This window comes from Lactobacillus sp. 3B(2020), from assembly GCF_013487845.1.
In the GTDB taxonomy this organism is placed as follows: Bacteria; Bacillota; Bacilli; order Lactobacillales; family Lactobacillaceae; genus Limosilactobacillus; species Limosilactobacillus alvi.
Genome location: NZ_CP047410.1, coordinates 2,039,663 through 2,052,323, shown reverse-complemented (window position 1 = coordinate 2,052,323; position 12,661 = coordinate 2,039,663). Strand labels below are relative to the sequence as shown.

The following is a 12,661-nucleotide window of genomic DNA, read 5'->3' as shown; positions in this document are numbered from 1 at the left end:
TCAACGGGTTTATCGGTGAAGTAGGTGGCGTAGGAACAGCAAAGCAACATAAACAAGTCCATTGACAACGAGCGCAAAGAGTAAGGCCCCATCCAACGGAGCCATAAGGGCGGATAGACTGGTTTTTAAGCTTGTAGGATCAGTGATTAGGGTCAAAACACCGCTGGCTACTAAGATCACGATTAATAAAGAAGTAAGTCCGGTTTGGGAATTTTCCAAATCAGCCCGCGAGAGGTCAAAACCGCCAATGGCAATGCTAACCATTACCAAGAACCAAACGATGGTGGCCCAGCCGTGGTTGACCTGGTCAATGGATTGGTTAAATAAGAAAGTATATATCCCAGGAACTAATAGTCGGGTTAAACCGAGCATTACGAGGGGGCAAAGCAAGACGGGGGCAATCCCGATGAAGACATTACCAGCTCGTTGGTAAAGACTGGCTTGGTTCCAAGTATGACTAACGTAGCCAAGACTTTGGTCAGTGGAGTCCTGACGGTTCGGAATTCGGATCAAGGCTACTTCCTTGATGTGATGGCCAAATAGCAGGGCAACCACTAAGTGACTGAGCTCATGAATGATAATTCCGAGGCCGCCAAAGATAATTTGAGCCCAGAAACCAGCCACTTGAACACTGAGAAATTTGTTTTGATGGCTAACCCTAGCGACTAGGGCGCCCAAAATCACCGGGATCCCGATCCCGTAGCCAAAAACTAGGCTTAAAATTTCTAGATAGGTTTGCATTTAGGCTTTTTGTAAATCAGCGAAGGTGGCGTGAACTAGGTTGGCAAGATCGTTAGCGTTAAGCTCAACCGACCGGCCAATTTGCCCGGACGAAACGAAGATCGTCGCTTCCTTTTGGGCATCAGTATCGATATAAATGGGGAAATGGTGCTTTTCGTAAATTCCCACTGGAGTGTTGGCGCCGTGGACATAACCAGTCGTTTTAACCAGTTTTTTTAAAGGCACCATCTCAACTTTCTTATTTCCCGAAACCCGGGCTAAGACTTTTTCATCGAGATGAGTATCAACAGGAACGACCCCAACGAGCGGACCAGTAGTTGGGCCTTCAAGAACTAAGGTCTTATAAATCCGGTGTTCATCAATTCCTTGGTGGTCGATCTTTAATGAACGAACGTCCCCATCTTGAACAGTTGGAAATTCAATTTGTTTGTAGGCAATTTTATTTTTATCAAGAATTTGTTCTACTTGGGTCTTCTTAAGCCGTGATTTTTTCTTACTCATAGAAATTGGGCTCCTTTTTAAGCAGATTTTACTATTCTGGAACGGTCCAATTATCAAAAAGTTCGTATCCAGTTGGTAATTATTTGATATACTAATAATGTTAAACGGAAATCGTGGGAATGTGAACCACAATTAAAGAAAGCTGAGGACAAACTTAGAATGGCAGATTTAGTGTACCGCTCCGTAATGCGCGATATAAAAGCCAAGATTTTACAAAATGCCTATCCGGGGATGCGCCTTCCAGACGAGCGGAGCCTTTCGGAAAGCTATCAAGTTAGCCGGAGTTCGATTAAGCGGGCCCTCGATGTTTTAGTCCAACAAGGGATTATTTTTAAAAAGCGGGGTGCGGGGACTTTTATTAACCCCCTGTACTTAAAGAATCGGGCAATGTTTCGCTATGAAGGGAGTAACCTGGGGATTACCGACAGTTTCCAACTAGACGGTAAAAAGCAAAGTATTAAGTTAATTAATTACCAAGTTATTCCAGCAAGTCCCGAACTTGCACAAGATCTTTTCTTGAGTGACGATGATTTTGTCTATAAAATCGAACGCCTGCGGTTGATTGATGACCAACCTTTTATGGTCGAAACTGGTTTTATTCCGATTAAAATTATTCCAACCCTTTCACCAGCGGTGGCGGAAAAATCAATTTTTAATTACCTCGAAGAAGCTAAATCAAAGACGGTTACCCGCTCCTTTATGACGATTACGGTTGAACCGTCAACACCGGAAGACCAAAAAGAAATGCAACTAACCCCCAATGAACCAGTCGGCGTAATGGAAGGGGTTTTCTTCTTAGACGATGGGACGCCGTTTGAAGTTTCTAATATGCGAGTTCATTATAAGTACATGCGTTACAACACTTTTGTTAGCTTAGGAAAGGATTAACCATGATAAAGGCAATTGCGACGGATATGGATGGGACCTTTTTAAATTCTCAAAGTGATTATGACCATTCGCGCTTCTTAAAGGTTTTTCAGGAACTTCAGGCCCGAGGAATTCAATTTATTGCGGCGAGTGGAAATCCAGTTTACCAACTCCAACGGACTTTTGCGGAAGTTAAGGATGACTTAGTATACGTAGCGGAAAACGGGGTTGAACTGATTGACCATCAAAAAGATGTTTTTGTCGGTCAATTAGATCCCCAAGCAGTTCAAAGTTTAGTGGCGGAGATTCAAGCGATTCCGCACACGAAAACGATTCTTTCTGGCCGGCACCAAGCTTATTGGCTAGGTGAGATCCCCGCTGATTTTCAAGCCATTGTGGAGCGTCACTATCCAGGTTGTCAGCCGATTCAAAGTTTAGCAGAAGTTAACGATCCCATTGCTAAGTTAATGTTTGAGGTTCCAAAAGAGCGAACTGAAGAATTGCGCCAGCAAATTAACCGGGACTATGCCGGGAAGTTAGCGGCGGTTTCCAGCGGTTATGGTAACTTAGATATTATTGTAGCCGGCATGGACAAAGCGGCTGGCTTACGACGGTACTTAGCCGATCATCGGCTAACGCCAGCTGAATTAATGGCCTTTGGGGATGGTCAAAATGACCTGACGATGTTGGAGTTAGCGGGTGAAAGTTATGCGATGGCAAATGGTATTGAGGCCGTCAAGGCAGTTGCCAAGCACCAAGCCTTATCCAACGATGAGAATGGTGTTTTAGTAGCGATTGAAAACTATTTAGCTCAGAATTATAAAGTTTAGCAATTGAAATCGATTGCTCTTTAAATACGACCAAGCTGGAGTTAATTTCTCTAATTCTTTTCTTAGAAATGGTTGAACTACATACGACTCTTGCGTTAAAGTAAGGAAACTAATCAAAGAGGAGAATTTAAAATGAGTAAGCAAGCTAAGGGAATTTTCTTGGCTGCGGTCGGAGCGATGATGTGGGGTGGCTCTGGTGCGGCAGCCCAATATTTATTTCATGATACCCCGTTAACAACCAATTGGTTAGTGGCCGTGCGGATGCTAGGAGCCGGGATCATTTTAACGCTAATTAGCTTGTTTCGGAATCCGCAAGGGGTAAAACGTCTTCTTACTCAGAAATGGTCTTTAATCCAGCTTGTAGCTTTTGCTATTTTTGGGACATTAAATTCGCAATTAACCTACTTTTTAGCTATTCGGTATAGTAATGCTCCCACAGCGACAGTGATTCAATACCTTCAACCAGTAATTATCATTATTTGGCTCGCTTTAGTTAATCAGCATTGGCCTCGGCGAATCGATGATATTTCAGTCGTACTCGCAATTTTGGGGACGTTTCTTTTGGTAACGGGTGGCCGCCTAGGAAGTTTGACTTTGACACCGATTGCCTTGTTCTGGGGCCTTTGGTGTGCAGTCGCGGCCGCTATTTACACGGTGATGCCGGTTAAGTTACTCAAAGAGTTTGACACCTTTGCGGTTTGTGGCCTGGCAATGCTAATTGGGGGCTTAATTATGTCGCCAGAATTATTCATTACCCATGTTCCGCACTTAACTACCGCTGACTGGGGGATGGTTGGTTACGTCGTTATTTTTGGGACAATGGCGGCTTATTCGATGTTCTTAGGGAGTCTGAACTTCATTTCCCCCACAACAACTGGGATTTTAGGCGCCTTTGAACCCTTGGTAGCGACAATTATCGCGGTTAGCTTTTTAGGAACAAAGTTAACAACGGCAATGGTGATTGGCTCGCTCCTCATCCTTGCCACCACCTTTCTGCAGGCTATTCCGGTTAAGAAGAACCCGTTAGCAAAATAAAAGACTTTGCCGAAATTTCGGTGATGATCAGTAAGACCGGTGCGGAGACTTAACGAGCTTATTCAAAAAGACGGGGCTGAAATTTCAGCCCCGTCTTTTTGAATATAAACTAATTACTTAGTTTTTTTCATCATTCACATTGTCTTCCATCTTCATGATTGCCCGTTCCTTAAAGACAAGGTAAACAAGTAAGCAGAAGGCAACGGCAGCAGCGATGTAGATAATCGTTGAGGAAGCGCCCCAACCGAAGCGGTCAACTAACAAACCAATCAAGGCTGTTGCCATGGTTTCCCCAAAGACGTATTGGAAGAAGCCCATGAACCCGGTCGACATCCCAACGGCGTAATTTGGTACCGCTTCGTTAACCATCAACCCAACCAGGGAAAGGGGAGCGTAAATCAAACTCCCCATGATGAAGAGAACGACCGTAATTACCGCTTTGCTGGTACTGGTAAAGTAAGTTACTAGGCAAACAATCAAAGCAATTACACAGACGAAACATACCAGGGAACGCCGCCCTTTAAGTAAGTCAGAAACTAACCCTAAGATAATTACCCCAGGAACGGCAGAAAGTTCGAAGATCCCAACTAACCACTTAGCCCATTCAACACTGAAGCCCTTAGTAGGTAAGTAGGAAGGAATCCAGGACATAACCCCATAACGAACAAGGTAGATGGACATGGAAGTTAAGGTAACGGCCCAAACAACCTTATTCGTTAAAATGTCGTGAAGTAAGATTTGCATAAAGGACTTATCAGAAAGCTCTTGGGCCGTTGATTGACCCTTTTCGTCTAATTCAACGTGACCGGAGTAAACGGCCATGTTGGGAAGCCCTTCACTTTCTGGCCGCTCAGCGTTGATCAATAACATTAAGGTAGCGATGATTGCTGAAACAACAGAGGCTGTGATGAAGACGGCCGTTAAGGAACCAGAGAAGAGAAAGGTTGCCAGTTGGATTGTTGCCACACAGGCAAAGGCCCCAGCGTTGTGGGCAGAGGACCATACGGAGAAGGCAACCCCACGGTGCTTCTTGGAGAACCAAAGACTAATTTCCCGTTGGCAGGCAGGTGCCCCCATTGCTTGAGTAAAGGAAATTAACAGCATTAAGAATAAAATAACATAGAAATTTCGTGTAAAGCCTAAGAAGGCATTGAATAAACAGGAAAGGTAAAGGCCAAAGGCTAAGAAGTTCTTAGTATTGGACTTATCAACCCAACCACCCATAAAGAGCTTGGCAACCCCATAACCAACCCCAAAGCAGGAAAGAATTAACCCAATTTGACCGACAGAAAAGCCATATTCTTTCATGATAGGCTTTTGTTCCGTCGTAAAGATTAACCGAATAATGTAATAAGAAAGGTAGGAAATACAGGTTGCAATTAAGACCCCGGTTTGTTTCCGCTTATAGACACTTTCGATCTTATCTTTAGGAACCAAGGTTTTGGCATCAGGGGATGGCTTTAGAAAATTAAACATAAATTACCACGTCCTTCTAACTAAACTAAGCATTAAAACGATTTGTAGCAAAGCAGAATTGGCTAATCGTTCAATATTTGAATAATTGCAAGAAATTGAAAATGAAATAAAAAACAAACAATCCCGATGACCATGTCCTTTTTTGCTCCGTTTTAATCCTAATATATCGTTGTAAACGCTGTCAACAGCAAACTTAAAGACTTGCGCCTGATCGGTATCACTGGATGGTAAAGGTAATATTTTTAGTCTTTCAGCCCGCCAACATCAGCTTTCAATTACGCTAAACTGCGGTTAACGGAATTTGCGATCGATTTTAGAAAAAACGGTGGTAAAATTTGTGGAAGCGTTTTATAATGGTCAATGTTAAACGTTTACCAAGACGAGGAGGAAATAACTAAATGTCTACTGATGTTAAAGGGATTGCTGCTAGTGATGGGTTTGGGATTGCCCCAGCTTACTTATTAGTTGATCCAGACTTAAGTTACGACAAGAAGCAGGTCGAAGATACTGCAGCGGAATATACGCGGGTTGAAAAGGCCTTCCAAGACTCCATTGATGAATTAAATAAGATCAAGGAAAACGCCAAGGGTCGCCTTGGTGACGAAGAACTTGAAGTCTTTGATGCTCACATTGCCATCCTTTCTGACCCAGAAATGATGAGCCAAATTAAGAATGACATTGAAGATAACCATACTGGGGCTGAAGAAGCAGTTGACAAAGTAATGACGAATTTTGCTGACATGTTGGCAGCCATGGTTGATAACAAGTACATGCAGGAACGGGCCGCTGATGTTAAGGATGTTGCTAAGCGAGCTTTGGCCCACTTACTTGGTAAGCAATTACCAAACATTGCTGGGATTGATCACCCAGTAGTTATTGTGGCTAAGGAAATCACGCCTTCCGATACCTCACAAATGGATGCTAAGTTTGTGAAGGGGATTGTAACGGACCTTGGTGGCCGGACGAGTCATGCTGCGATTATGTCTCGGACCTTACGGATTCCAGCCGTTGTCGGGTCCGAAAATATCACAACGGTTGCTAAGGACGGTCAAATGCTCATTGTTGACGGTCTTGATGGTGACGTTATTGTTGACCCCGATGATGCAACAGTTACGAAATACGAAACTAAGGCTACTAACTTTGAAAAGGAACGTGCTGAATGGGCAAAGCTAGTTGATGCGCCTTCCGTTTCAAAGGATGGTAAGGAATTTGAAATTGCCGCTAACATTGGGACCCCAGATGACGTTGCGGATGCGGTTAAGCAAGGGGCTGACGGCGTTGGTCTTTTCCGGTCAGAATTTCTTTATATGGACTCTGATCATATGCCTTCTGAAGATGAACAATTTGAAGCTTACAAGCAAGCTTTGGTTGGGATGAAGGGTAAGCCATTAGTTGTGCGGACGATGGATATTGGTGGCGACAAGCCATTGGATTACTTACCATTGCCAAAGGAAATGAACCCATTCTTAGGTTACCGGGCAATTCGGCTATGCTTAAATCAACCAGAAATCTTCAAGCCCCAATTGAAGGCTTTAATCCGAGCTTCTGAATTTGGCCCATTGAGCATTATGTTCCCAATGATTGGGACCTTAGCTGAATTACGGGCGGCTAAGGCCCTCTTCAACGAATGCAAGGCGGAATTGCAAAAAGATCACCCCGGCCTTGGTGACGACATTAAGCTTGGGATGATGATCGAAGTGCCATTGGCCGCAATTAACGCTGATAATATGGCTAAGGAAGTCGACTTCTTCAGTATTGGGACCAACGACTTGATCCAATACAACTTTGCGGCTGACCGGGGGAACGACAAGGTTTCTTACCTTTACCAACCACTTAATCCAGCCTTCTTAAGCTTGGTTAAACACGTTATCGACGCGGCTCACCGTCATGGAACCAAAGCTGCCATGTGTGGTGAAATGGCCGGTGACAAGTATGCTTTGCCGTTACTAATGGGAATGGGCTTGGATGAATACTCCATGAGTGCAACGTCCATTCTCCGGACCCGGAGTACGATGAAGAACTTAGACACTACGGAATGTGCAAAGTTAGTTGAAGAAGCTATCAACAACTGCGCCACTGATGTAGAAGTTAAGGACTTGGTTGAGACTAAGTTAGGCCTTTAATTTAAATTAGCGTTCACGATTAGTGGGCTCTCAAATCAATCACACACCAAGAGAGGGTGGGGAGAAACTCAAGTTTTTTCCCACCCTCTTTCCTACGATTAGTCAAGCGAAAAATTATTGAAAATAAGCATATACCAAATAAACCTGATCAAAATAAGGATTTAAAAATCAGGAAAAAGTGGTATATTAAAGAAGAGGGTTAATCCTCAACTAAGGGCCTTAAGCCCTGATACCGATAACGGTATCGATCATGGTGCTTGACAATGGCTAAGAGGTATTTTAGGGTCTTATCCATCCAAGCTACCGTTGCGACCTTATTCAGTTTTGGATAAGGCCGTTTTTCTTTTTATTCAAATATTTTCTTTAATGTGGTGTGGAGTTCTTGAAATTCTGCTTCATTGGGGAGTCGGTTGTGATCAATCACGTAGTCAAGCTCTCCTAAGGCAAGATAGGTGAGGGCTTGCTTAGTTAAAGCCGTCGTTGGTTGGTCAATAATCTTACTAAATAAAGGATCAATTCGCGTAATTAGAATTTGGTCAAAACTTTGAGGACCAGGATTGGTTTTCCTAAGCGTTAGGACTAATTGCCGATTATCAAGAATATATTGACTGATATACTTGTGCAGGCTGGCGATCCGTTGATGGAAGGGAAGATTCACCGCAAAGTCAGTCCGGTGAGTGAAAATAACATGGTCTAGGCCTTCGAAGAAGTTGGTTTGGAGGCTCGCCGCTAAATCATATTTGTCGGTATAATGATGATAAAAGGTTTGACGATTAATCATTGCAGTTGTTGCAATTTTAGTAACCGTGACTTGCTTAAAGCCAATCTGGTTGACTAACTCGATAAAAGCAGTTTGGATTAGGCGTTTGGTTCGCCGAATGCGTAAATCTGTCATGACCGTTCCTCCTTATGTCAATATTATAATTAGTGTTAGTATAAACGACAAATATGATAATAAAAGTCGAGTATCCCTACACTTGACTAAATTTTGCTTATTGTTTTGGTTGACTAGCATGACTACGATAGAGATACTAAGATTAATTGGTTTTGGGATATCGATAATAACTGATTGGCTAAGCAAATATCCGGTTCTTCATCTTGAGTTTAAAGCTAATTTTATTAGAGGACATTCGTCAAATACGACGAGGACTTCTCCCGATAAATACTAACAAACGATAAAAGCTCACGGCTCAAAACCTTCACTATTGAGCAGATTTGTGAAAATACTTTTTCCATCGTGATGATTTGATCACTAAGTAAACGATCATATGAATACTCTTTTTGGACAATTCCAACAATTAATCTTAGCTAGCGAGTGGGATTTAGGGTTGCGCCTTAACCCCACTCTTTTGATGTCAAGGGGATGATAAACAGATGGTAAATGAAGTTACCAAACTACTAGGAATTAAATATCCAATCATTCAGGGAGCGATGAACTGGTTGACCGATGCTAACTTTGTGGCTGCCGTTAGTAAGGCCGGAGCGTTAGGAATTTTGGGACCGAATGCTGGCCAAACTACAGTTACTAATGATCCACAAGTTTTAGCCAGTCGGATGCAAGAACAGGTTCAAGCGGTAAAGGAAATTACCACGGCGCCGTTTGGAATTACGCTTAACCTCCACCAAGATCGGACCGGGATCGCGGCAGTTGATGAATTAACAAATTTAGTTATTGATGAGCAAGTTCCGGTGGTGTTATTGACTTTAACAAATTGCAATGATGATTTTCAAACTGCTCGCCAACTAGTAAAGACCTTTCATCATCATCAAACAAAGGTCCTGGTGCGCACGCAGCATCCAACGGTAGCGGATGCCCAGTTAGCAGAACAAATGGAAGCAGATTTATATATTATTACCAGTTTTGATGAGGGGGGGGGTAATTTACCGGCGATAACCTTTGGTACCTTTGCTGGGGTAGTGGGAATCGCAGATCAAGTTGAAATTCCAATTGCTTGTGCTGGAGGGATTAGTGATGCTCGGGCGGTCCGCGCAGTCTGTGCTTTGGGGGCCCAAGCGGTATATGTAGGGACTTGTTTGATCCCTACCTGGGAAAATCCAGCGGCTAAAAAAGTTAAGCAATTGATTGTAGATTCAAAGATAGAAGATTTAACTTTGTACCGGACGACCCCAGCTTATTACCGATTATTGCCGACTGGTCTCCGAGATAAGCTTATCGAAAATGCCCGGATTCGTAATCTTGAACATGCTTTGCAAATCAATAGTACCCTGATGGATAATCAAAATGGACTACGGCGAGGAATGTTACAAGGGGACTTTGATAATGGTTATGTTACAGTTGGGACTGGGATTTCCCGGATCAATGAAATCATGACGGTAAAAGAAGTGATTCGACAACTAGCAAAGGGGTTTGCTTAAGCGAATGGAATCCCTTTTTATTTTTGCTTGACAGGTAAGTGAACGCTCACTATAATTTGGGTAAAAGGTGAGTGATTACTTACCTACCCGAAAAATAAGGAAGGTGCTTCAAGTGGATAAGATTAAATTAACGCACTTAAAAAAGACGTTTGGTACGCAAACAGTCCTAGCTGACGTTAGCTTGAATGTTAAGCCGGGGGAAATTGTTGGTTTGATTGGGCCTTCAGGTTCAGGAAAGACGACAACGATTAGTACCATGCTTGGGGTTGAAAAAGCAGATCGTGGAGAAGCGTTGGTATTAGACACCCAAATGCCTAATCGTGAAATTCTTGGCCGAATTGGCTATATGGCCCAAAGTGATGCACTTTATGAATCATTGACGGCACGAGAAAATTTAAAATTTTTCGGTGAAATGAAGGGGGTTCAACAAAAAGGATTAGCCAAGACGATCGAACACGTTAGTCAGGTGGTTGACCTTCAGGATGACCTTGACAAGCGAGTAAGCGGCTATTCTGGTGGGATGAAACGACGGCTTTCCTTAGCAATTGCCCTCCTTGGAGATCCTGAACTGTTGATTTTGGATGAACCAACGGTTGGGATTGACCCAGCGCTTCGTCGCCAAATTTGGCAGGAATTACAAGCAATTCGGGATCAGCAACGGAGTGTTTTGGTAACGACTCACGTGATGGATGAAGCCGAATTAACGGATCGGGTTGCCCTTTTGATTGGGGGCCGGATTGTTGAATTTGATCAGCCACAAGTACTTGAACAACGGTACCAAGTTACAAAGATTGAGGATGTCTTCCTAAAGGCGGAAGCGGAGGTAGAAAAATGAGAACGCTAGCAATTGCTAAACGGGTCCTAAAGGAATTAGTTCGGGATAAGCGAACCCTTGCCCTAATGTTTATCGCACCGGTTTTGATTATGTGGTTGATGAACGTAATGTTTTCAGCTAACAGCTCCACCAACGTTAAGTTGGCGACGGTGAATGTAAACACAACAGTAGTCACTAACCTGGATAAGGTTAAGCACGTTTCGGTGACGCAGCTGAGTAATCACCAAGCAAAGCAAAAGTTGGCAGACCACAAAGTCGATGGGATCATTCGCTACACTAATCATAAATATGATGTTACCTATGCCAACACCGATTCCAGTAAGACAGGTTTAACTAAGCAGGCCCTACGCTCGGCGATTACTGGCGAAACCATGACAACGATGACGACGACAATTCAAAAGTTACAGGCCCAACTTCCAGTAGCAGTACAAGCAAAAATGGGTCAGCAACACCAAGTAACCGCACCGCAAATTAAGAATCACTACCGTTATGGCGATGCTGATACTAATTTCTTTGCTAAGATTATCCCAATTCTAATGGGCTTCTTTATTTTCTTCTTCGTGTTCTTGATTTCTGGGATGGGCCTACTCAACGAACGAATTACGGGGACGCTAGGTCGGGTTTTGGCCACCCCCGTTCGGCGGAGTGAGATTGTTTTTGGTTACATGTTAAGTTATGGTTTATTAGCGGTTATTCAATCAACAGTTATTGTTTTAGCAACAATTTGGCTACTGAAGCTCCAAGTATCCGGAAGCATAATTAGCATTATTGCGATTAGCTTACTCTTTGCCTTAGTTGCGTTAGCTTTTGGAATTCTAATGTCGACCTTAGCTAATTCTGAGTTTCAAATGATGCAGTTTATTCCCCTAGTGGTAGTGCCGCAAATTTTCTTCTCCGGGATTATCCCCCTTGATTCAATGGCAGGTTGGGTTCAATACATTGGGAAAGTTTTACCGCTAACTTATACTGGCGATGCGTTGTCAAAGATCGTTTTACAAGGAACGTCCATTACCAAACTGGGGGGCGATATCTTGGCGCTTTGTATCTTCTTAGTGATTTTGGTATTCTTGAATATTATTGGTTTAAAACGTTATCGGAAAGTTTAGGTGATCAAAATGGCGGAAATTAGATCAGAATATGAGAAGGCACTGATGGAAGCCACAATGCCAGCGGGTAAAAGGAAAATTCTGCTTGCTGCTTTACAGCTTTTTGCTAAGCAAGGATTTGATCGAACCACGACCGCAGAAATTGCTAAAGAAGCTGGTGTTAGTGAAGGTTTAATTTACAAGTACTTTAAGTCAAAAGATAGCTTACTAGAAGAGATTTCCAAAAGCTTTTATGATCAATTTCGCAATACTTTTTTGGAAGGGGTGGGAGAATATGCCACGCTTGATGAATTAGTTACAGCGCTCATGCGGGATCGGTTAAATTTTGCTCGGGAAAATTTCGCTTTAATTAGGATAATTGGCCAAGAGGTATTTATGAATCCATCGTTTAGGACTGCGATAGTCAATGTGGCGGTAAACAACGGCCATATTAATAAATATATTGCCGAAATTAAAGCTAAGTATCCAGATGCCAACCCAGATTTGAATCCTGAATTATTGCTTCGAGGGGTATTAGGTCCCTTGGTTAGTTATGCTTTAATTACAAATTTATTCCACTTGAAGAGTGATGATGAGGACGGAAGCTTAACGAACCTCCATCGTCAATTAATGCTTGTTTTTAAAGGAAAATAGCTCTTAATTTGATTAATTAATGGGTACTTGACGACTGATCATTAAATAGTGTTAACTTAAGTGAGAGGCAAAAAGGGCCCACCTAGTTAAATAACTAGGGAGCCCTTTTAAATTTTTTTGGAATAGGGGAGATCTTTG

The 12,661-nt window shown here is 42.8% G+C and carries 12 protein-coding genes; 8 read left to right on the top strand and 4 right to left on the bottom strand.

What is annotated here, in order from left to right:
• Nucleotides 1-9: 9 nt before the first annotated feature.
• Together GTO83_RS10155 and ybaK are read right to left on the bottom strand one after the other, a co-directional pair.
• A complete protein-coding gene (locus GTO83_RS10155) occupies nt 10-741 on the bottom strand; it encodes a hypothetical protein (RefSeq protein ID WP_180870932.1) in 732 nt (243 codons plus the stop codon).
• Nucleotides 742-1,242, bottom strand: coding sequence for a Cys-tRNA(Pro) deacylase (gene ybaK, locus GTO83_RS10150; protein WP_370524292.1), 501 nt, complete (start codon nt 1,240-1,242; stop codon nt 742-744). It lies immediately after the preceding gene.
• Nucleotides 1,243-1,401: 159 nt separating this feature from the next.
• Between ybaK and GTO83_RS10145 the strand changes: the two genes are divergently transcribed.
• The 3 genes from GTO83_RS10145 to GTO83_RS10135 all read left to right on the top strand — a co-directional run bounded on the left by GTO83_RS10145 (nt 1,402) and on the right by GTO83_RS10135 (nt 3,974).
• Entirely contained in the window at nt 1,402-2,130 is a 729-nt protein-coding gene (locus tag GTO83_RS10145; RefSeq protein WP_180870930.1) for a GntR family transcriptional regulator, read from the top strand.
• A gap of 2 nt (nt 2,131-2,132) precedes the next feature.
• Nucleotides 2,133-2,939 (top strand): Cof-type HAD-IIB family hydrolase, encoded by an 807-nt coding sequence (locus tag GTO83_RS10140; RefSeq protein WP_180870928.1) that lies wholly within the window; start codon nt 2,133-2,135, stop codon nt 2,937-2,939.
• A 132-nt stretch (nt 2,940-3,071) separates the two neighbouring features.
• Nucleotides 3,072-3,974, top strand: a complete 903-nt coding sequence (locus GTO83_RS10135; protein WP_180870926.1) for a DMT family transporter — start codon at nt 3,072-3,074, stop codon at nt 3,972-3,974.
• A gap of 117 nt (nt 3,975-4,091) precedes the next feature.
• On the opposite strand, the gene GTO83_RS10130 is transcribed toward GTO83_RS10135, so the two are convergent.
• Entirely contained in the window at nt 4,092-5,450 is a 1,359-nt protein-coding gene (locus GTO83_RS10130; RefSeq protein ID WP_180870924.1) for an MFS transporter, read from the bottom strand.
• Nucleotides 5,451-5,848: 398 nt separating this feature from the next.
• Between GTO83_RS10130 and ptsP the strand changes: the two genes are divergently transcribed.
• Nucleotides 5,849-7,573, top strand: coding sequence for a phosphoenolpyruvate--protein phosphotransferase (ptsP, locus tag GTO83_RS10125; RefSeq protein WP_180870923.1), 1,725 nt, complete (start codon nt 5,849-5,851; stop codon nt 7,571-7,573).
• A 346-nt stretch (nt 7,574-7,919) separates the two neighbouring features.
• On the opposite strand, the gene GTO83_RS10120 is transcribed toward ptsP, so the two are convergent.
• Complete coding sequence (locus GTO83_RS10120; protein WP_180870921.1) at nt 7,920-8,468, bottom strand: TetR/AcrR family transcriptional regulator; 549 nt, start codon at nt 8,466-8,468, stop codon at nt 7,920-7,922.
• Between the two features lie 479 nt (nt 8,469-8,947).
• Here GTO83_RS10120 and GTO83_RS10115 point away from each other — a divergent pair, with 479 nt between their 5' ends.
• From GTO83_RS10115 to GTO83_RS10100, 4 genes are all read left to right on the top strand, one after another.
• Nucleotides 8,948-9,949 (top strand): nitronate monooxygenase family protein, encoded by a 1,002-nt coding sequence (locus tag GTO83_RS10115; protein WP_180870919.1) that lies wholly within the window; start codon nt 8,948-8,950, stop codon nt 9,947-9,949.
• 112 nt (nt 9,950-10,061) lie between these two features.
• A complete protein-coding gene (locus GTO83_RS10110; protein ID WP_180870917.1) occupies nt 10,062-10,784 on the top strand; it encodes an ABC transporter ATP-binding protein in 723 nt (240 codons plus the stop codon).
• Nucleotides 10,781-11,890: an ABC transporter permease gene (locus tag GTO83_RS10105; protein WP_180870915.1), complete on the top strand. Its 1,110-nt coding sequence runs from the start codon at nt 10,781-10,783 to the stop codon at nt 11,888-11,890. The genes GTO83_RS10110 and GTO83_RS10105 overlap by 4 nt, the downstream gene beginning before the upstream one ends.
• A 9-nt stretch (nt 11,891-11,899) precedes the next feature.
• Nucleotides 11,900-12,523 carry a TetR/AcrR family transcriptional regulator gene (locus tag GTO83_RS10100; protein WP_180870913.1) on the top strand — a complete coding sequence of 208 codons (624 nt, stop codon included), beginning with the start codon at nt 11,900-11,902 and terminating at the stop codon, nt 12,521-12,523.
• The last annotated feature ends 138 nt before the right edge of the window (nt 12,524-12,661 follow it).

Coding starts and splice junctions, on each gene's coding strand:
- GTO83_RS10155 (WP_180870932.1), bottom strand. CDS start 741: ATGCAAACCTATCTAGAAATTTTAAGCCTAGTTTTTGGCTACGGGATC.
- ybaK (WP_370524292.1), bottom strand. CDS start 1,242: ATGAGTAAGAAAAAATCACGGCTTAAGAAGACCCAAGTAGAACAAATT.
- GTO83_RS10145 (WP_180870930.1), top strand. CDS start 1,402: ATGGCAGATTTAGTGTACCGCTCCGTAATGCGCGATATAAAAGCCAAG.
- GTO83_RS10140 (WP_180870928.1), top strand. CDS start 2,133: ATGATAAAGGCAATTGCGACGGATATGGATGGGACCTTTTTAAATTCT.
- GTO83_RS10135 (WP_180870926.1), top strand. CDS start 3,072: ATGAGTAAGCAAGCTAAGGGAATTTTCTTGGCTGCGGTCGGAGCGATG.
- GTO83_RS10130 (WP_180870924.1), bottom strand. CDS start 5,450: ATGTTTAATTTTCTAAAGCCATCCCCTGATGCCAAAACCTTGGTTCCT.
- ptsP (WP_180870923.1), top strand. CDS start 5,849: ATGTCTACTGATGTTAAAGGGATTGCTGCTAGTGATGGGTTTGGGATT.
- GTO83_RS10120 (WP_180870921.1), bottom strand. CDS start 8,468: ATGACAGATTTACGCATTCGGCGAACCAAACGCCTAATCCAAACTGCT.
- GTO83_RS10115 (WP_180870919.1), top strand. CDS start 8,948: ATGGTAAATGAAGTTACCAAACTACTAGGAATTAAATATCCAATCATT.
- GTO83_RS10105 (WP_180870915.1), top strand. CDS start 10,781: ATGAGAACGCTAGCAATTGCTAAACGGGTCCTAAAGGAATTAGTTCGG.
- GTO83_RS10100 (WP_180870913.1), top strand. CDS start 11,900: ATGGCGGAAATTAGATCAGAATATGAGAAGGCACTGATGGAAGCCACA.